The 18,182-nt window shown below is 69.5% G+C and carries 17 protein-coding genes; 14 read left to right on the top strand and 3 right to left on the bottom strand.

Annotation, left to right across the window (positions count from 1 at the left end; all coding sequences use genetic code 11):
* The first annotated feature begins 324 nt into the window (after window positions 1-324).
* The 12 genes from kdpF to pepA all read left to right on the top strand — a co-directional run bounded on the left by kdpF (window position 325) and on the right by pepA (window position 13,520).
* Window positions 325-417, top strand: coding sequence for a K(+)-transporting ATPase subunit F (gene kdpF / locus ASC81_RS26735; RefSeq protein WP_082536749.1), 93 nt, complete (start codon window positions 325-327; stop codon window positions 415-417).
* Window positions 414-2,099 carry a potassium-transporting ATPase subunit KdpA gene (gene kdpA, locus ASC81_RS22820; protein WP_056272577.1) on the top strand — a complete coding sequence of 562 codons (1,686 nt, stop codon included), beginning with the start codon at window positions 414-416 and terminating at the stop codon, window positions 2,097-2,099. The genes kdpF and kdpA overlap by 4 nt, the downstream gene beginning before the upstream one ends.
* On the top strand, window positions 2,096-4,141 hold the full coding sequence (gene kdpB, locus ASC81_RS22815) for a potassium-transporting ATPase subunit KdpB (protein WP_056273360.1): 2,046 nt from the start codon (window positions 2,096-2,098) through the stop codon (window positions 4,139-4,141). The genes kdpA and kdpB overlap by 4 nt, the downstream gene beginning before the upstream one ends.
* Window positions 4,138-4,722, top strand: a complete 585-nt coding sequence (gene kdpC, locus ASC81_RS22810; protein ID WP_056272574.1) for a potassium-transporting ATPase subunit KdpC — start codon at window positions 4,138-4,140, stop codon at window positions 4,720-4,722. The genes kdpB and kdpC overlap by 4 nt, the downstream gene beginning before the upstream one ends.
* Before the next feature lie 16 nt (window positions 4,723-4,738).
* A complete protein-coding gene (gene corA / locus ASC81_RS22805; protein WP_056272572.1) occupies window positions 4,739-5,707 on the top strand; it encodes a magnesium/cobalt transporter CorA in 969 nt (322 codons plus the stop codon).
* A 100-nt stretch (window positions 5,708-5,807) separates the two neighbouring features.
* Complete coding sequence (locus ASC81_RS22800; protein WP_056272570.1) at window positions 5,808-8,486, top strand: DUF4118 domain-containing protein; 2,679 nt, start codon at window positions 5,808-5,810, stop codon at window positions 8,484-8,486.
* 17 nt (window positions 8,487-8,503) lie between these two features.
* A complete protein-coding gene (locus ASC81_RS22795) occupies window positions 8,504-9,166 on the top strand; it encodes a response regulator (RefSeq protein ID WP_056273357.1) in 663 nt (220 codons plus the stop codon).
* A 45-nt stretch (window positions 9,167-9,211) separates the two neighbouring features.
* Entirely contained in the window at window positions 9,212-9,430 is a 219-nt protein-coding gene (locus tag ASC81_RS22790; RefSeq protein ID WP_056273353.1) for a DUF3820 family protein, read from the top strand.
* A gap of 119 nt (window positions 9,431-9,549) precedes the next feature.
* Window positions 9,550-10,416 carry an ABC transporter ATP-binding protein gene (locus tag ASC81_RS22785; protein WP_056272568.1) on the top strand — a complete coding sequence of 289 codons (867 nt, stop codon included), beginning with the start codon at window positions 9,550-9,552 and terminating at the stop codon, window positions 10,414-10,416.
* Window positions 10,413-11,993 (top strand): hypothetical protein, encoded by a 1,581-nt coding sequence (locus ASC81_RS22780; protein WP_056272565.1) that lies wholly within the window; start codon window positions 10,413-10,415, stop codon window positions 11,991-11,993. Before ASC81_RS22785 ends, ASC81_RS22780 begins: the two co-directional genes overlap by 4 nt.
* Before the next feature lie 56 nt (window positions 11,994-12,049).
* Entirely contained in the window at window positions 12,050-12,568 is a 519-nt protein-coding gene (locus tag ASC81_RS22775; RefSeq protein ID WP_056272562.1) for a hypothetical protein, read from the top strand.
* Window positions 12,569-12,719: 151 nt separating this feature from the next.
* Window positions 12,720-13,520, top strand: a complete 801-nt coding sequence (gene pepA, locus ASC81_RS22770) for a flocculation-associated PEP-CTERM protein PepA (RefSeq protein ID WP_162245950.1) — start codon at window positions 12,720-12,722, stop codon at window positions 13,518-13,520.
* Window positions 13,521-13,561: 41 nt separating this feature from the next.
* Here pepA and ASC81_RS22765 read toward each other — a convergent pair whose 3' ends face one another.
* On the bottom strand, window positions 13,562-14,383 hold the full coding sequence (locus ASC81_RS22765; RefSeq protein ID WP_082536748.1) for a Crp/Fnr family transcriptional regulator: 822 nt from the start codon (window positions 14,381-14,383) through the stop codon (window positions 13,562-13,564).
* 218 nt (window positions 14,384-14,601) lie between these two features.
* On the opposite strand from ASC81_RS22765, the gene sigJ reads away from it, so the two are divergent.
* Window positions 14,602-15,558 carry an RNA polymerase sigma factor SigJ gene (sigJ, locus tag ASC81_RS22760; RefSeq protein ID WP_156392409.1) on the top strand — a complete coding sequence of 319 codons (957 nt, stop codon included), beginning with the start codon at window positions 14,602-14,604 and terminating at the stop codon, window positions 15,556-15,558.
* 49 nt (window positions 15,559-15,607) lie between these two features.
* Window positions 15,608-16,087, top strand: coding sequence for a carboxymuconolactone decarboxylase family protein (locus ASC81_RS22755; RefSeq protein WP_056272554.1), 480 nt, complete (start codon window positions 15,608-15,610; stop codon window positions 16,085-16,087).
* 10 nt (window positions 16,088-16,097) lie between these two features.
* Here the strand turns inward: ASC81_RS22755 and ASC81_RS22750 are convergent, their stop codons facing one another.
* A complete protein-coding gene (locus ASC81_RS22750) occupies window positions 16,098-16,769 on the bottom strand; it encodes a hypothetical protein (protein ID WP_056272553.1) in 672 nt (223 codons plus the stop codon).
* A gap of 40 nt (window positions 16,770-16,809) precedes the next feature.
* Window positions 16,810-17,613, bottom strand: a complete 804-nt coding sequence (locus tag ASC81_RS22745; RefSeq protein ID WP_056272549.1) for a HEAT repeat domain-containing protein — start codon at window positions 17,611-17,613, stop codon at window positions 16,810-16,812.
* Between the last annotated feature and the right edge of the window lie 569 nt (window positions 17,614-18,182).

Raw genomic sequence — 18,182 nt, 5'->3', positions numbered from 1 at the left:
CGCGCGCAGCGCATCCCTGCTTTGGGCGGTCTGCGGCGTAGCAAATCCTCGCCGGGTGATCAACCCGGCTGCGGTTTGCGCCTTGCAACCCATCCCAAACCAGGGTGCCCTGCATCGCAACGACCTGTCCAGGGCCGCCTTCTTGATGCTTTCTTGATGCCGCCCGCCGCGATCTTGTCGGCGGTTTGATAGCCCGATTTCCAGAATCACCTCCATCGTTGTTGGAGGTGTCATGGACATCGTTTTTATCGGGCTGGGCGCGGCACTTGCGCTGTTGACGGGGCTTGCGGCCTGGGGCTGTGAGCGACTGGCGGGGAGGAAGTCATGACCGGCTTCCAGATCGCCGCCGCCGTGCTTGTCGTCGCGCTGGTCGGCTACCTGTTCTGGGCGCTGCTGTTCCCGGAGGACCTGTCATGAGTGCCTCGGCTTGGGTGCAACTCGGCGCCTTCCTGTTCACACTGCTCGTGCTCGCGTGGCCGCTCGCGCGCTGGATTCACGCGGCCATGGAAGGCCGTGTCGCCTGGCTTCAACGCGTCGAGCGCGGCTTGCTGAAGTTCTCCGGCGTCCACCCCGACGCCGAGCAGGGCTGGCTGCGCTATGCGCTGGGCCTGCTGCTCTTCAATGCGATCGGCTTCGTCGCCGTCTACGCCTTGCAGCGCCTGCAGCATGTGCTGCCGCTCAACCCGCAGGGTTTCGCCGCTGTGTCGCCGGACTCGGCCTTCAACACCGCCATCAGCTTCGTCACCAACACCAACTGGCAGGGCTACGGCGGCGAGACGACGATGAGCCATCTGACGCAGATGCTGGCGCTGACGGTGCAGAACTTCCTGTCCGCTGCCACCGGCATCGCGGTCGTCATGGCCTTGCTGCGCGGCCTGTCGCGCCACAGCGCCGCCACCACCGGCAACATCTGGGCCGACCTGACGCGGGCCACGCTGTGGGTGCTGCTGCCGCTGGCCTTCCTGTTTGCCATCGCGCTGGCTGGCCTGGGCGTCGTGCAGACGCTGGCGGCCAGCCAGTCGGTCACGACGGTGGATGGCGCGCAGCAGTCGATCTCGCTGGGCCCGGTCGCCTCGCAGCTGGCCATCAAGATGCTGGGCACCAACGGCGGCGGCTTCTTCAATGCCAACTCGGCGCACCCGTTCGAGAACCCGAGCGCCGTGACCAACGCGCTGCAGATGCTGGCCATCTTCCTGATCCCGGCGGCGCTGTGCTTCGTCATGGGCCGGCAGGTGGGCGACATGCGCCAGGGCTGGGCGCTGCTGGGCGCGATGACGGCGATCTTCGTCGTTGCCGTGGTCATCGCCACCGGTGCCGAGCAGGCCGGCAACCCGCGTCTGGCCGAACTGGGTGTGGCGGGCGGCAACATGGAAGGCAAGGAGGTGCGCTTCGGCATCGAGGCCTCGTCGCTGTTCGCCGTCATCACGACGGCCGCCAGCTGCGGCGCGGTGATCGCGATGCATGACAGCTTCACGCCACTGGGTGGCGCCGTGCCGCTGATGCTGATGCAACTCGGCGAGGTCGTCTTCGGCGGCGTCGGTGCGGGCCTGTACGGCATGCTGGTGTTCGCCATCCTGGCCGTGTTCGTCGCGGGCCTGATGATCGGCCGCACGCCCGAGTACCTGGGCAAGAAGATCGCGGCTCACGAGATGAAGATGGTCTCGCTGGCCATCCTGCTGACGCCGCTGGCGGGGCTTGTCGGCACGGCCATCGCCGTCGTTGCGGACCCCGGCAAGGCCGGCATCTCGGCGCCCGGCGCCCACGGCTTCAGCCAGGTGCTGTATGCGCTGTCCTCGGCCGGCAACAACAACGGCAGCGCCTTTGCCGGTCTGTCGGCCAACACGCCGTTCTACAACCTGCTGCTGGGCGTCGTCATGTGGCTGGGCCGCTTCGGCGTCATCGTGCCGGTGCTGGCCATGGCCGGCTCGCTGGCGGCCAAGAAGCGGCTGGCGCCGGGTGCGGGCACGCTGCCGACGCATGGGCCGCTGTTCATCGCCTTGCTGATCGGTGTCGTGCTGCTGGTGGGCCTTTTGAACTACGTGCCGGCGCTGGCCCTGGGGCCGGTCGTCGAGCACTTGATCCTTTGGAGCGCCGCATGAATCGCGCCTTCTCTGTGTTCGACCCCATGCTGGCTCGCCAGGCCCTGGGCGAGTCGTTCCGCAAGCTGGACCCGCGCACGCAGTTGCGCAACCCGGTGATGTTCGTCGTCTACCTGGGCAGCCTGTTCACGACGGCGCTGTCGGTCGCTCAGCCCAACGGCTTCGTCATCGCCGTGACCGTGTGGCTGTGGTTCACCGTGCTGTTTGCCAACTTCGCCGAGGCGCTGGCCGAGGGCCGTAGCAAGGCGCAGGCCGCATCGCTGCGCGGGCTGAAGAAGGAGACCTGGGCCAAGGTGGCCGAAGCCTGGCAGCCCGGCGCCGCCCGCGATGCCGTGAAGTGGCATCCGCGCGAGGCCGGTACCTTGCGCAAGGGCGAGGTCGTGCTCATCGAGGCCGGCGATGTCGTGCCGGCCGATGCCGAAGTCATCGACGGCGTGGCCTCGGTGGACGAGAGCGCCATCACCGGCGAGTCCGCGCCCGTCATCCGCGAGAGCGGCGGCGACTTCTCGGCGCTGACCGGCGGCACGCGTGTGCTGTCCGACTGGGTCGTGGCCCGCGTGGCCGTCAACCCGGGCGAGACCTTCGTCGACCGCATGATCGCCATGGTCGAGGGCGCGCAGCGCAAGCGCACGCCCAACGAGATCGCGCTGACCATCCTGCTGGTGGCGCTGACGCTGGTGTTCCTCGGCGTCGTCGCCACGCTGCTGCCGTTCTCGCAATTCAGCGTGGCAGCAGCGGGCGCGGGTGAGCCGGTCAGCCTGGTCGTGCTGGTGGCGCTGCTGGTCTGCCTGATCCCGACCACCATCGCCGGCCTGCTGTCCGCTGTGGGCGTGGCGGGCATGAGCCGCATGCTGCAGGCCAATGTCATTGCGACCTCCGGCCGCGCGGTGGAAGCGGCCGGCGACGTGGACGTGCTGCTGCTGGACAAGACCGGCACCATCACGCTGGGCAACCGCCAGGCGGACGCGTTCTGGCCGCTCGACGGCGTGAGCGAGGCGCAGTTGGCCGATGCGGCAAGGCTGGCATCGCTGGCCGACGAGACGCCCGAGGGCCGCAGCATCGTCGCGCTGGCCGACCGCAAGTTTGGCGCCGCCACCACCACCGCGCGCGGTGAGTTCGTGCCCTTCACGGCGCAGACGCGCATGAGCGGCGTGGACCTGCCCGGCCGCCAGATCCGCAAGGGCGCCGGCAGCGCCGTGCGCGCCCACGTCGAGGCGCTCCACGGCCGCTGGCCCGCCAGCGTGCAGGCCAGCGTCGACGAGGCCGCGCGCCGGGGCAGCACGCCGCTGGTCGTTGCCGATGGCGTTCAAGTGCTCGGCGTCGTCGAGCTGAAAGACATCGTCAAGCCGGGCATCAAGGAGCGCTTCGCCCAGCTGCGCCGCATGGGGATCAAGACCGTCATGGTCACCGGCGACAACCGGCTGACGGCCGCCGCCATCGCCGCCGAGGCCGGCGTGGACGACTTCCTCGCCGAGGCCACACCCGAGGCCAAGCTCGCGCTGATCCGCGAGCACCAGTCGCAAGGCCGGCTCGTGGCCATGACCGGCGACGGCACCAACGACGCACCCGCGCTGGCCCAGGCCGACGTGGCCGTGGCGATGAACACCGGCACGCAGGCCGCCAAGGAGGCCGGCAACATGGTCGACCTGGACAGCAACCCGACCAAGCTCATCGAGGTGGTGGAGACCGGCAAGCAGATGCTGATGACGCGCGGCTCGCTCACCACCTTCAGCATCGCCAACGACCTGGCCAAGTACTTCGCCGTGCTGCCGGCGGCCTTCGTGTCGACCTACCCGCAGCTGGCCGCGCTGAACGTCATGCACCTGGCCAGCCCCAACTCGGCCATCCTCAGCGCTGTCATCTTCAACGCGCTGATCATCGTCGTGCTGATCCCGCTGGCGCTCAAGGGCGTGGCCTACCGCGCCGTCGGCGCCGCAGCACTCTTGCGGCGCAACCTGCTCGTCTACGGCCTGGGCGGCGTCATCGTGCCCTTCATCGGCATCAAGGCCATCGACCTTCTCATCTCGGGCTTCTTCTCATGAACACGCAACTCCGCCCCGCGCTGACGCTCTTCGTGCTGCTCAGCCTCATCACCGGCCTGGCCTACCCGCTGGCCGTCACCGGCATCGCGCAGACCCTCTTTCCCGGCCAGGCCAACGGCAGCGTCGTCATGCGTGACGGCAAACCGGTCGGCTCCGCGCTGATCGGCCAGGTCTTCAGCGACCCCGGCCACTTCTGGAGCCGCCCGTCGGCCACGGCGCCCGGGCCCTACAACGCCGCGGGCTCCGGTGGCTCCAACCTCGCGCCCACCGCGCCCGCCCTGGTCGACGCGGTCAAGGCCCGCATCGACGCGCTGCGCGCCGCCGACCCGGGCAACACGGCGCCGGTGCCGGTCGACCTGGTCACGGCGTCGGCCAGCGGGCTGGACCCTCACATCAGCCGCGCGGCGGCCGACTATCAAGCCGACCGCGTCGCCCGCGTGCGCGGGCTGCCGGTGGCGCAGATGAAGGCGCTGGTGGACGCGCACACCGAGGCGCGACGGTTCGGTTTCCTCGGCGAGCCGCGCGTCAATGTGCTGGCCCTGAACCTCGCGCTCGACCGTGCGACCATTCCCGCTCGATGACTGCAGACACAACAACATGCTGATCAACAGCGCCGTGTACGAGGATGGCCGCATCGTGGCCGAGCCGGGGTTGGAGGGCGTCTCCGAAGCGCTGGAGAGCCAGTCGGGCTTCGTCTGGATCGCTCTGCGCGACCCCAGCGACGACGAGCTGCAGCTGCTGCAGCGCGAGCTGGACCTGCCGCCACTGGCCGTCGAGGACGCCCGCAAGGGCCTGCAGCGCCCCAAGCTGGAGGAGTACGGCGACATGCTGTTCGCCGCCATGCATCTGCTCGAGGCCGGCCCCGACGGCCTGGAAGTCGGCGAGGTGCATGTCTTCGTCGGCGCGCGCTTCATCGTCTCGGTGCGGCACCGCAGCGACCAGGGCTTCCTGGGCGTGCGCGACCGCGCCGAGCGCGAGCCCGAGCTGCTGCGCCAGGGGCCGGGTTTTGTCTTCTATGCGCTGATGGACGCGGTGGTGGACCGCTATTTCCCGCTCATCGAGGCCATCGAGGCCGAGCTGGACGAACTGGAGACGACGATGTTCCAGCCCCGCCAGGACCGGCAGGCCGTCGTCGAGCGGCTGTTCAGCCTGAAGCAGCGGCTGACCACGCTGCGCCACGCCGTCACGCCGCTGCTGGAGGTGGCCTCCAAGCTGCATGGCGGCCGCGTGCCGGTGGTCTGCAAGGCCATGCAGGACTACTTTCGAGATGTCTACGACCACCTGCTGCGCATCCAGGCCAGCATCGACGCCGCCCGCGAAACCATCATCGCGGCGACGCAGGTCAACCTGACGCTGGTCTCCATCGACGAGTCGCTGGTCACCAAGCGCCTGGCGGCGTGGGCCGCCATCTTTGCCGCGTCCACGGCGCTGGCGGGCATCTGGGGCATGAACTTCGAGAAGATGCCGGAACTGCGCTGGGCGTTTGGCTACCCGATGGCGCTGGGCGTCATTGCCGTCGTCAGTGGGGCGCTGTATTGGCGCTTCAAACGCCTGGGATGGCTGTGAGCGACGCTGCAGTTGTAGGTTGGGGTGAGCGCAGCGAACCCCAACGCCCACGGCACTGCGCCGTGTTGGGGTTCGCAAGGCTCACCCCAACCTACCCACAATGACCGACGCAAGACCCGACCCCGACGCGCTGCTCGCCCAGTTGCAGCGCGACGAAGCCGCCGCCAAGCGTGGCCGGCTGAAGATCTTCTTCGGCGCCAATGCCGGCGTCGGCAAGACCTTCGCGATGCTGGCCGCCGCGCATGCGGCACAGAAGCAGGGCAGGAACGTGCGCATCGGCGTCGTCGAGACGCACGGCCGGACTGACACCGAAACAATCGCCCGCGACCTGCCGCGCCTGGCCTTGAAGGAGTTGGCGCACAAGGGCCAGACGCTGCGCGAGTTCGACCTGGATGCCGCGCTCGCCTGGGGCCGTGAGCAGCCCGGCGGCGTGCTGCTGCTGGACGAACTGGCCCACAGCAACGCGCCCGGCTCCCGACACTCCAAACGCTGGCAAGACGCGCAGGAGCTGCGTGAGGCCGGCGTGGAGGTCTGGACGACGTTGAACGTGCAGCACCTGGAAAGCCTGAACGACATCGTCGGCGGCATCACCGGCATCCGCGTCTGGGAGACGCTGCCGGACAAGGTCTTCGACGAGGCCGACGAGGTCGTCGTCGTGGACCTCCCGCCCGACGAGCTGCTGCAGCGGCTCAAGGAGGGCAAGGTCTACCTGCCGCAGCAGGCGGAGCGCGCGGCGAAGAACTTCTTCCGCAAGGGCAACCTGCTGGCCCTGCGCGAGCTGGCACTGCGCCGCACGGCCGACCGGGTCGACGACCAGATGCAGGCCTACCGCCGCGAGCACAGCGCCGCTGCCGTGTGGCCCAACCGCGAGTCGCTGCTCGCCTGCATCGGCCCCGGGGCAGCCAGCGACAAGGTGGTGCGCAGCGCCGCGCGTCTGGCCCAGCAACTGGAGCTGGACTGGCACGCCGTGCATGTGGAGACGGCGCAAGGCACGAGCGAGCCCGAGCGCCAACGGGTGCGACGCACGCTGGAGCTGGCCCAGTCGCTGGGCGCGCGCACGGCAGTGCTGTCGGCGCCCGGCGTCGGCGCGGCGCTGGTGGGCTATGCCCGCGAGCACAACCTGTCGCGCCTGGTCATCGGCCGGCGCGAGCGCGCCTGGCGCTGGCCAGGCCGGCCGTCGCTCGCCGAGGCCCTGAGTCATCTCGCCGAGGAGATGGATGTGCTGCAGGTCGCCCTGCCCACCCATTCGCGCCAGCCCGGGCCGGCGCCGCAGCGCGAGCTGGCCTTGCTGGCGCCCCATGCATTGCGCGGTTATGCGTCGGCCGCGGGCGGCACCCTGGGCGTGACGGCGGCCGGCCACGCGCTGCTGGTGGGCATCATGGAGCCCACCAATATCGCCATGCTCTATTTGCTCAACGTCGTCGGCGTGGCGCTGCGCTTCGGCCGCGCGCCGGCGGCGCTGGCGGCGCTGCTGGGCGTGGCGGCGTTCGACTTCGTCTTTGTCGAGCCGCGCTGGTCCTTCGCCGTCGGCGACGCGCAATACCTGGTCACCTTCGCCGTGCTGCTGCTGGTGGGCCTGGTCATCGGCCAGCTTGCCGCCGGCCTGCAGGCGCAGGCGCAGGCGGCCCGCGAGCGTGAGCGGCGCGTGCGCGGCCTGTATGCCATGTCGCGCGACCTCGGCGCGGCCCTGGTGCCCGAGCAGGTTGCCGAGATCGCGACGCGCTTCCTGCGCGCCGAGTTCGGCGCCGCCTCCGCCGTGCTGGCGCCGCCGCTGGGCACCCTGCCGGGCCGCGAGGTGCTGGCCGTCTTGCCCGGCGCCAGCGTCCAGCCTGACATCGGCGTCGCCCAATGGGCTTTCGACCACAGCCAGCCGGCCGGGCAGGGCACCGACACCTTGCCCGCCAGCAACTGCCTGATGCTGCCGCTGACCGCGCCCATGCGGCTGCGCGGTGTGCTGGCGGTGGAGGGCCGGGGCCAGCGCTGGTCGCCCGAGGAGCGCGAGCTGCTGGACACGTGTGCCGCGCTGCTGGCCATCTCGCTGGAGCGCATCCACTACATCGAGGTGGCCCAGCAAAGCACGCTGCAGATCGAGAGCGAACGGCTGCGCAACTCGCTGCTGACGGCCATCTCGCACGACTTGCGCACGCCGCTGGCCGCGCTCGTGGGCCTGGCGGATGCGCTCAAGCTGACGCCGTTGCAGGCACAGCAGGTCGACGTGGCGGACGCAATGCGCCGCTCGGCGCTGCGCATGAGCGCGCTGGTCGGCAACCTGCTGGACATGGCACGCCTGCAGTCCGGCACCGTGCAGCTGAACCGTCAGTGGCTGCCGTTGCAGGAGGTGGTGGGCAGCGCGCTGGCGAACGTGGACGAAGTGCTGGTCGGCCGTGACGTGGTGGTGGAGCTGCCGGCCGATCTGCCGCTGGTGGCGCTGGACGCCGTGCTCATCGAGCGTGTGCTCGTCAACCTGCTGGAGAACGCGGCCAAGTACGCGCCGGGTGCCATCCGCATCGTCGCGCGCACGGCTGGGCGGAACATCGAGATCGACGTGGCCGACAGCGGCCCCGGTTTCCCGGCCGGCCGCGAGGCTCAGCTGTTCGACAAGTTCGAGCGCGGTGATCGGGAGAGCGCCACGCCCGGTGTGGGCCTGGGCTTGGCGATTGCGAAGGCCATCGTCGAGGCGCACGGCGGCCGCATCAGCGCCCACAATGCCGCGACCGGCGGCGCCTGCGTCCGCATCGAGCTTCCGCTCGGTCAGCCCCCGGCGGAGAAACCAGAGTGAGCGCCGCACGCGTGTTGATGATCGAGGACGAGCCGGAGATCCGCCGCTTCGTGCGCATGGCGCTGCAGAGCGAGGGGCTTGAGGTTTTCGAGGCCGAGACGCTGCAGCGCGGCCTGATCGACGCCGCCACGCGCCGGCCCGAGCTTGTCGTGCTGGACCTGGGCCTGCCGGACGGCGACGGGCTGGACTTCATCCGCGAGTTCCGCGGCTGGTCGCAGGCGCCCGTGCTCGTGCTGTCGGCCCGCGAGGGCGAGGGTCGCAAGGTGCAGGCGCTGGACGCTGGCGCCGACGACTACCTCGTCAAGCCGTTCGGCGTGGCCGAGCTGCTGGCGCGCGTGCGCGTGCAGCTGCGCCGGCATGGCGCGGGCAAGGACGCCGACCCGGTGCTGCGCTTCGGCCTCATCGCCGTCGACCGCGCGCTGCGCACGGTGACACGGGACGGCGAGGAACTGCACCTCACCCCCATCGAGTACCGCCTGCTGCAGGAGCTGGCCACCGTGCCCGGCCGCGTGCTGACCCATCAGCACCTGCTCAAGACCGTCTGGGGCCCGGGCCACGCCGAGGACGTGCATTACGTGCGCGTGCACATGGCCAACCTGCGCAAGAAGATCGAGGCCGACCCCAACCGGCCGCAGTGGCTGGTGACGGAGGCGGGTGTGGGCTACCGGCTCAAGGCCTGATGCGGCCTGTTGGTCGGGTGTATACGTCGCCGTCTGCGCATGACCATGAACCCTGAAGACCTCATCAAGCTCGTGCAGACAGAGATGCCCTTTGGCAAGCACCAGGGCACGCTGATCGCCGACCTGCCCGGCAACTACTTGAACTGGTTCGCCCGCGAAGGCTTCCCCAAGGGCGAGATCGGGCGGCTGCTGGCACTGATGCACGAGATCGACCACAACGGCCTGGGCGAGTTGCTCAAACCCCTGCGCGGCCCGCGCCGCTGAACCGGCTCAAGCCGCGCTTCCTTCCGCCTGAGACGCCGCGGCTGCGGCCTGTCGGATGGCCGTTTCAATCGGCATCCAGCCTCCCTAACCTGCGGGCCATCACAGATCAGGAGGCGGCCGTGCTGCAGATTCAAGACGTCGTCAAGACCTTCGGAAAAATCAACGCCCTGGACGGTGTGTCGCTCGACCTCAAGCCCGGTGTCGTCGGCCTCATCGGCCACAACGGCGCGGGCAAGAGCACGCTGATGCAGATGCTGGCCACGCTGACCAAGCCGAGCAGCGGACGCATCCTGCTCGATGGCCAGGACATCGTCGCCAGGCCCGAGCTGATGCGCCAGCGCCTGGGCTATCTGCCGCAGGACTTTGGCGTCTACCCGCACCTCACCGCGCTGGAGTTCCTGCAGTATTTCGCCGCGCTCAAGGGCGTGCGTGACGCGCAACGGTTGCGCGAACTGCTGGAACTGGTCAACCTGCATGAACAGGCCCACCGCCCCGCCGCCGGCTTCTCGGGCGGCATGCGCCAGCGGCTGGGCATCGCGCAGGCATTGCTGAACAACCCCGACGTGCTCATCGTCGACGAGCCCACCGCCGGCCTGGACCCCGAGGAAAGGCTGCGCTTCAGGCATCTGCTTGGTGACCTCGGTCGGCAGCGCCTGGTCATCGTGTCGACGCACATCGTCTCGGACGTGGAGAACATGGCGTCCCACCTGGCCGTCATGCGGCAGGGCCGCCTGGTCGCCTTCGAGACGCCCGACGCCGTGCTGGCCCGCGCCGCCGGCCAGCTGTGGACGGCGCTGCTGGAGCCTGCCGACTACGAGGCGCTGCGTGCGCATGTGCATGTGCTGCAGGCCCAGCCGCAGGGCGGGCGTGTGCAGGTGCGCATCGCCCACCCGACGCGGCCGTTCGCCGAGGCGCAGCCGGTGCAGGCCAGCCTGGAAGAAGCGCTGATGGCACAGCGCTATGCCGATGCGCGGGTGGCCGCATGAACTGGGGCCTGCACAACGCGCTGGTGCTCAACGAATGGCGGCTGCGCAGCCGCCGCGTCAGCAGCCTGGTGATCCTGCTTGCCGTCGTGGCCCTGAGCTGGCTGATGGTGCTGGACCCGCAAAGCGGCGCCGCCATGATGGTCACCGGCAAGCAGCGCGTGGCCTACGAAAGCGAAGCCTTGGCCTTCGCCACCACGCTGATCGCATCGCTGCTGTTCGGGCTGGCGGGCTTCTACCTCGCCCGCGGTCGCAGCCAGGAGGACCTGCGCACCGGCACCGCCGCCGTGCTGGCCGCCACGCCGGTGTCCAACGCGCAGCTGCTGGGGGCGCGCTGGCTGGGCGCCTTCGGCTTCCTGATGACGCTGGGCGTCGTCGTCATGCTGACCATCTGGGTGCTGCAGCTGGTGCGCGGCGAGGGCCCGCTGCAGCCGCTGCCCTATCTGCAGATGCTGGTGCTTGGCCTGGCGCCGGGGCTGATGCTGTGCGCCAGCCTGGCTGTGCTGTCCGACGCCTGGGCGCCGCTGATGGGCAAGCGGGGCGATGCGCTGTACTGGCTGCTGTGGATGGCGCAGTTCGCCTTCATCCCAGCCGCGCTGGGGCAGGGCGGGCCGGTGACGTTGAGCGGCTGGCAGGTGTTTGACATCAACGGCGTGTCGCCCCTGCTGGTGAGCATCAGCCGGTTGATGGACGTGACCAGCATGAGCGTTGGTGGCGGCCCCTTCGATGCCACGCTGCCCGTTCTGCACATGCCCGAGGGGCTGTGGACGCGCGAGTTGGTGGCGCTGCGCCTGGGCTCGATGCTGTTGGCGCTGCTGCCGCTGTGGCCCGCGGCGCTGCTGTTCCACCGCTATGCGCCCGACCGGGTCAAGCTGCGCAGCGCGGGCGGGCGCTGGCAACTGGTGCGGGCACTGCTGTGGCTGCTGCAGCCGGTGATGCGGCCGTTCAACCGCGGCCTGGGGCTGCTGATGCGCGTTGCCGCACGTCTGCCCGGCGTGCCTGGGCGCTGGCTGGCGGACGTGGGCCTGGTGCTGCTCAGCCAGCCGCTGCTGGCGCTGGTGATGCTGGGCTGCGCGGTGGCCTCGGCCTTCGTGCCAGCCGAGCACCTGCCCGGCTTGCTGGCCGTGGTGCTGGGCGCCTGGGGCATGGCGATGGCCGATGTCAGTTCACGCGACCTGCAAAGCGGCACGCTGGCGCTGGCCAGCGCCGCACCCGGCGGCGCGCTGGAGCGCGGCTGGCGGCAGGCGCTGGCGGCCTTGGGTATCGGGCTGCTGGTGGCGGCGCCGGCGCTGCTGCGCTGGTCCAGTGATGCCCCGCTGCGTGCGCTGGCCTGCGGCGCCGGCTTGCTGTTCCTCAGCCCGGCGGCCGCACTGCTGGGCAGGCTGACGCACGGTTCGCGCACCTTCCTGGCCCTGTTCCTGTTTGCGCTTTACCTCAACCTGCAGAAGACCGGCATCGGCGCGCTGGATTTGCTGGGGCTCAGCGGCGACGCCCACTGGGGCAGCGTGGCCGGCTTTGCGCTCGCGGGCGCGCTGGGTTTTGCCGGCCTGCTGGCACTCCCCCGGTGGCGTCGGACCTGAGGCGCAGGCGCTGACCTACAGCAGGGCCGCCCCTATTGGCGCAATATTCATGGACCATGACTGCGCGTTTCAACGTCCTCTCCCTGCTGGTGGCCGGCCTGCTCGGCATGTCGGCCAGCGCCGAGGAACTGCCGCGCTCGCCCGCCTGCCGCGCCGCGCTGCAGGCGCTGGACCAGGCGGAAGAGGCCATCGCCGCCGCGGCCGCGGCCTCGGCCGCCACCACGCTGGATCGTGAGCGCCAGCGCAGTGTGGCCTCGCGCCTGCAACCGCTGCGCCAGCGCGTGGCCGACGCCTGCCTGGGCGGGCTGACCACGTCGCCGTCGCCGTCACAGCGCAGCTGGACGATGCCCGCGCCGCCCGCGCGGCCTTCAGCAGCGTTGCCGCGCACGCCCGCTGTGCCGCTGCCTTTGCCGCCGGTCCACATTCCGCGGCCGCAAGCGCCCGTCACGGTCAGCAACTGCAACGGCGCGACCTGCATCGCCAGTGATGGCTCAACGCTGACGCGCGTGGGGCCCAACGTGGTGGGCCCGCGGGGGCTGTGCACGGTCCAGGGCATGTTTCTGCACTGCCCGTAGCTTGAAGAGCGCGGGCTGCCGCCGCGTCATCTGAACGGGGCTCGTTCTTGGGGGGGCGCTGTGTGCGTGGCCGCACAGACGCTGGGCGGACCGGGTGCTGTACTGGCCCGGCGCCTGCATGGTGCAGGCGACCACCTACAAGGAGTTCCCCATGAGGTTTTCCACCAGCAAGACGTGTGTGTCCGTCCTGCCCGGCGCCGTCGTCGCCACCGCCTTGATGACGGTCTGTGCCGCCGCGTCCGCGCTACCCGCCTTCAGCTTCGACCCCGCCGCGGCCGGGCTGGCCGGCACGATGATCGATGCCGACAACATCCTGGTGTCGAGCTTCGCCGCCGTCACCATTGACCCAGGCGGCACGTTCACGCAGACCGGCTACCTGCCCGTCACCGGCTTCCAGATGATGGGCAGCTCGTTCACGCCGAGCGGCTTGAACACCGACTACGGGCTCTACATCGCCTTCTCCGGCTCCGGCACGACGACGACCAACGACCCGACCGCGACCTTCAACTTCGGCAACTTCACCTCGCTGACCTACACGCTGTACGGCTACAACGGCAGCGCCACGTTCGGCTTCAGCGGCAACACGGCCACGGAGACCGCGAGCGGCGAGGTGGCGCTGGCGAGCGGCATGCTGATTTCAGGCACGGTGTCGACCGTGCCCACCGGCGGTGGCGGCTTCAGCCCGTCAGCCAACGCGATGCTGACCGTCACGCTGGACACGCCGGCCTTCTTCGGCGCGCCCGATCCCTTCCATGCGGTGGCGCTGACGGCCTTCACCAACACCAGCTCCCAGGTCGAACCCTTCGCCGGTGGCTTCCGCATCCGCCAGGGCGGTGGCTCGCTGAACTTCGCCCCGGTGCCCGAGCCGAGCAGCATCGCGCTGATGGTCGGCGGCCTGGCTGCGGTCGGCTTCCTGTATCGGCGCCGCCAGGGCGCGCAGCGCTGGCACTGACGCGCGTATCGAACCCGCCTCCCGTGGCGCGACCGGAGGCGTCAGGCGACCGGCCGCGGCCGCAGCAGGCGGTCGAATTCGCGCCGGATGACGCCGTAGCAATCGCAGGCCCGGGCTTGCAGCCCCTGCCGGCCCAGCACCTCGATCTGGCCGCGCGCATATCGGATCAGCCCGGCCTGTTGCAGCCGGGCGGCCGCCAGCGTGACGCTCTCGCGGCGCACGCCCAGCATGGTCGCCATGGTTTCCTGGGTCATGGACAAGGCGGCGCCGTCCTGCTGGTCGGCGCGCAGCAGGATCAGGCGGCACAGCTGCTGCTCCAGGGCGTGGTGCCGGCTGCACAACGCCGTCTGCATGACCTGCGCCACCAGGGCCTGCGAATAGGCGAGCAGCAACTCGCGCACCGCGGGTTCACGCGCAAACCCTTCGGCCAGCGTCAGCGCCGGCATGCGAATGGCGCTGCCGGCCAGCTGCACGGCGGCGCGGCTGCGTGTGTAGTTGCCGTCCAGCAAGGGCAGGCCGACGACGCCCTCGCGGCCCACGGCGGCGATGTCGATGGCCTCGCCGGTGCGGTCCTGCATCGACAGCGACACCAGCGCGGTGACGGGGAAGTAGACCCATTGCAGCATCTCGCCGGCCTCGTGCAGCGTCTGCCCCTGGCGCAGGTGGACGCATTCGGTCGGCGCCGGCCAGCGCAGGTGATGCGCGTCGGACAGGGCTGCCAGCAGGTGGTTCTGGCGCCATGGGACGGCATGACCGGCCCCTTGCAGCACCGCGTGCGCTGGCGCCGCAGGCGAGGGCAGCCATGGGCGGGCGACTGCGGCTGCCAACGGCGCACCGCTGGACGGCAAGGGATTGACTTTCATCGCAGCGCGTCGGAGGAGGGGTAAGACGCGCCGCACGGCAAAACCTATGCCAAGGCTGCCGCCATGCGCCTTCATGGTGCGCAGCGCCAGCAGGCCGGTAGAAATTGCAGAAGATCTTTCATGCACTTCAGCATGGCAACATCGACAACGCCCGCATGTCACAAAGGTCAGGCCTGTTTCGTCTGGTGCGCATGAATCTCGACAACCTTGCCAACCGGATGGCTGCGCCGCGCGACTTCTCGCCCGCTGCTCGCGCACGCAGCTTCGACCGCGACCACGCCCGCCGCCTGCGCGCGCTGGCCTATCGCATGCTGGGCTCGCGCGCCGAGGCGGAAGACATCGTGCAGGAGGCCTGGCTGCGCTGGGCCGACGTGGACGAAGCCACAGTCGAGCACAGCGGCGCCTTCCTGTCGCGCCTGGTGACCAACCTCTGCCTGGACAAGCTGCGCTCCGCCGCCCACCAGCGCGAGCATTACGTCGGCGTCTGGTTGCCCGAGCCGCTGCTGGAGGACGAGACCTTGTTTGCCTGGGCGCCCGGCCCCGAGAAACAGGCCGAGTTCGCGCAGGACGTGTCCATCGCCTTCATGCTGGCACTGGAGCGCCTCTCGCCACTGGAGCGCGCGGCCTTCCTGCTGCACGACGTGTTCGACCTCGACTACGACGAGATAGCCCGCCACCTGGACCGCAGCGAGGCCGCTTGCCGCCAGCTCATCAGCCGCGCGCGCAATAACGTCAAGGCCGACTATGCGCGCCGTGAAGTCGCGAAGGAGGAGGGCGAGCGCCTGGTGGCCGCGTTCATGCACGCCGTGCGCAGCCAGGACGTGTCGGCGCTGGCGCAGCTGTTGAGTGAAGATGCCGTGATGCTGGCCGACGGTGGCGGCAAGGTCAGCGCCGTGCCGCGCGCGCTGCATGGCGGCGCCCTGATTGCGCGCACCTTCATCGGCTTTGCGCAGATGCCCAGCAGCCGTGCCTGGCGCATGGTGCCGGCACTCGTCAACGGCCTGCCCGGCCTGCTCGTCATCGACACCGCCGCTGGCGGGCGCCTGGTGCAGACCATCGCGCTGGCACCGGCCCAGGCCGACGGCCAGGTCGGCGCCCTCTACATCCAGCGCAACCCCGACAAACTGGCGGCCATCGCAGCGCGTGTCACAAGCGCTGGAGCTGACCCGTCTTGAGGGTGAGGCCAGCAATTCCGCTGGCCCGCCACACGCCAAGGACATCGACATGAGCACGCCCGCCCCCCGCCTCGACTACTTCCGCCAGTCCGCTGACCTGTCCAGGAAGTACATGGACTTCGGCATGGCCTTCCGCATGGACAAGACGCTGGCCCTGCTGGTGGACATCCGCGCCTCGCAGCTCAACGGCTGCGCCTTCTGCCTGGACATGCACATCAAGCAGGCCAAGCTCCACGGCGAGCGCGAACTGCGCCTGCACCACGTGGCGATCTGGCACGAGTCGCCGCTGTTCACCCCCAAGGAGCGCGCCGCGCTGGCCTGGACGGAACTGCTGACGCAAATCCCGCGGGGAGGCGTTTCCGACGCCGCCTATGCCGAGGTGCGCGAGCACTTCCCCGACGAAGAGCTGTCCGAGCTGACCTGGCGCATCGCCGCCATCAACGGCTGGAACCGCATGAACGTGGCCTTCCGCAACGTGCCCGGCTCGCTGGACAAGATGTTCGGGTTGGAGAAGGCGGGGCTGAGCTGAAGCGCACCGCTCAGATGCTGTATCCGGGGTGGGTGGCGAAGGCGTTGTCGATGACGAGATTGCCGCGCTGCCGCGCGCGTTCACGCATCGCCGAGGTGGTGCGCGCGCCCGCGGCATAGAACCACCACAGGTAGAGGGCGCCATACATCCACGCGCCCTCGTGGCCCCAGCTGGAGTCGGCGCCGTCCTTGCCCGCGCCGAACACCGAGCCGGCCGGGAACTTGGCGTTGTGTGATTTGCCGCCCGCGTGGCGAGCTTCGTGAATCAGCGTCTCGGCTCGGCCGGGCACGTCCTTCGTGTAGAAAAAGCCGAGATAGACCTCGACCGTGTCGCCGCTGGCCCGCGCTATGGCCGAGCCGTCGCCGCACTTGCTGCGCAAGTCGTCGATGTTGTTGCGCACATAGCGCCGGCCCCAGTTCAGGATGGGCGAGTTCCAGCTCTCGTTCTGATAGTCCTGCGCCGAGTAGGTGAGCAGGTAGCAGCCGTTGAAGGCGCGCGCCAGCGGCTTGCTGGTGTTGCAGGGGTCTTCCCAGCCGAAGCCGTCGTCCCAGTAGTTCTTGTTGCCCTGGAAGCCATAGGCGTTCCAGAAGTAGTCGATGTAGGCCTGGTTGCAGATGACGGCACCGTAGAGGTTGTCGCCGGAGGCATTCTTGTCAGGCACAGAGTAGGTACACGTGGCCATGGAGGGCTCCTGTTGCGGGTGTCAGAGGACCGGGCGGCTGTCAGTGCTTGCAGTCGCAATCGCCGTTGCCATCCTTCTCATCGCCGTCCTTGCCACCGCCTTGTCCGTCAGTCCCGCAGCCGCTGCTGGGGTTGAGGTCATGCGCCGGCACGTCGCGCTCTTTGGATTTGAGGTAGAGGCCGCCTTGCGCCTGCGGCGCCTTGCGCACGTCGATGCGGCGGATGGCGAGGATGAAGTGGTCGCGCTCGGGCAGGGCTTGGCGCAGCGTCTCTTCGGCCTTCTCGCCGCCATGTGCCAGATAGCCCTGGATGGCGGCCCGCCGGACCGAAAAGTTCTCGTGGCTCGCGTGGCGCAGCAGCAGTTCGCAAGCGCGCTGGCTGCCGTCTGCGGCCAGCCGCGTCACGGCCTCGACGGCGGTGGTGCGGATCATCACCTCCTCGCCCGCCGTGGTGAAGCTGTGCGGATCGGCCGAACGCTCTTCAGGCATGCGGCTGCTGAGCAGCTTGTCCAGGGGGTCGAGCGCGCTTTCGTGCTTCAGCTCGGCCATCAGCTGCACCAGCGCCCAGCGGTCAAGGTAGCGGTCATCGGCCAGGCGGCCGGCCTCCTCGGCCAGCGCGTGCACGACCTCCTTGCCGCGCCGCGCCAGTGCGTCCAACGACTGCTGGTAGCAGCGCTCGGCCACCTCGCCCGCGCCGCCCATGCGGTTGATCGCCTCGACGATGCGCGCCGCCAGCTCGGCATCGACGCTGCGTTCGAAGTGGAAGGGGTTGGCCATCGCCTGCACCTCCAGCCGGTCGTCGGCTGCGAGGCCTGGAGTATCTGCCGCGCGCAGTGTCGGTTCCATAACGGACCCTTTCTGTGCCATGAGGCTGGCACGGCCATGCGTTCGTCCGCTGCGACAGGCGGCGGCCCGGCCCGGGAGCAAGGCGCTGGGCATGGCCTCGAAGCGGTGCGCCGGGTGAAATCAATTTAGTAGCCATCCCGAGCCACGTCTTCCTTTCGATGGGGGAAGTAGTGAGTTCTAGGGGCAGGGTCTATCGGCCCTATCGCGCTGCCACCTATGCGCTGCCGTTTGAGCTGCGGCAAGCTGCAAGGCAGTCTGGCGGCCTATGACATTTGTTCGTCGACTACTGGCCAGGGACAGGAGCAAGTGCGGGGCGCCTGTCGTTAACGCGCAGCACGAGTGTCGAGTTCACGCTGGTTCCAGTCCTTCGCGTTGCCGCTTCCGGCTGACGGCTCCCGACCCGTTGCAGACCCAGCACTAGACCTGGTGAGCCGCCCTACAGCTGCCGTTCAACGCCGGATCTCCGGCGGGGGCCTCACCGAAGGCGAGGACGTCGCACTGGAGCACCTTGTTGGGCTTCATTGGCTCAATCAAACGGATAGTCATCGTGCCTTGTGACTACCGGAATT

It is taken from the genome of Pelomonas sp. Root405 (genome assembly GCF_001425165.1).
Taxonomy (GTDB): domain Bacteria; phylum Pseudomonadota; class Gammaproteobacteria; order Burkholderiales; family Burkholderiaceae_C; genus Pelomonas.
Note: the sequence above shows the minus strand (reverse complement) of the source record. Positions and strands in the feature narration are given on the sequence as shown.

Excerpts from the sequence above, each read along its gene's own strand:
- kdpF (WP_082536749.1), top strand. The coding sequence starts at position 325 with ATGACCGGCTTCCAGATCGCCGCCGCCGTGCTTGTCGTCGCGCTGGTC.
- kdpA (WP_056272577.1), top strand. The coding sequence starts at position 414 with ATGAGTGCCTCGGCTTGGGTGCAACTCGGCGCCTTCCTGTTCACACTG.
- kdpB (WP_056273360.1), top strand. The coding sequence starts at position 2,096 with ATGAATCGCGCCTTCTCTGTGTTCGACCCCATGCTGGCTCGCCAGGCC.
- kdpC (WP_056272574.1), top strand. The coding sequence starts at position 4,138 with ATGAACACGCAACTCCGCCCCGCGCTGACGCTCTTCGTGCTGCTCAGC.
- corA (WP_056272572.1), top strand. The coding sequence starts at position 4,739 with ATGCTGATCAACAGCGCCGTGTACGAGGATGGCCGCATCGTGGCCGAG.
- ASC81_RS22800 (WP_056272570.1), top strand. The coding sequence starts at position 5,808 with ATGACCGACGCAAGACCCGACCCCGACGCGCTGCTCGCCCAGTTGCAG.
- ASC81_RS22795 (WP_056273357.1), top strand. The coding sequence starts at position 8,504 with ATGATCGAGGACGAGCCGGAGATCCGCCGCTTCGTGCGCATGGCGCTG.
- ASC81_RS22790 (WP_056273353.1), top strand. The coding sequence starts at position 9,212 with ATGAACCCTGAAGACCTCATCAAGCTCGTGCAGACAGAGATGCCCTTT.
- ASC81_RS22780 (WP_056272565.1), top strand. The coding sequence starts at position 10,413 with ATGAACTGGGGCCTGCACAACGCGCTGGTGCTCAACGAATGGCGGCTG.
- ASC81_RS22775 (WP_056272562.1), top strand. The coding sequence starts at position 12,050 with ATGACTGCGCGTTTCAACGTCCTCTCCCTGCTGGTGGCCGGCCTGCTC.
- pepA (WP_162245950.1), top strand. The coding sequence starts at position 12,720 with ATGAGGTTTTCCACCAGCAAGACGTGTGTGTCCGTCCTGCCCGGCGCC.
- ASC81_RS22765 (WP_082536748.1), bottom strand. The coding sequence starts at position 14,383 with ATGAAAGTCAATCCCTTGCCGTCCAGCGGTGCGCCGTTGGCAGCCGCA.
- sigJ (WP_156392409.1), top strand. The coding sequence starts at position 14,602 with ATGGCTGCGCCGCGCGACTTCTCGCCCGCTGCTCGCGCACGCAGCTTC.
- ASC81_RS22755 (WP_056272554.1), top strand. The coding sequence starts at position 15,608 with ATGAGCACGCCCGCCCCCCGCCTCGACTACTTCCGCCAGTCCGCTGAC.
- ASC81_RS22750 (WP_056272553.1), bottom strand. The coding sequence starts at position 16,769 with ATGGCCACGTGTACCTACTCTGTGCCTGACAAGAATGCCTCCGGCGAC.
- ASC81_RS22745 (WP_056272549.1), bottom strand. The coding sequence starts at position 17,613 with ATGGAACCGACACTGCGCGCGGCAGATACTCCAGGCCTCGCAGCCGAC.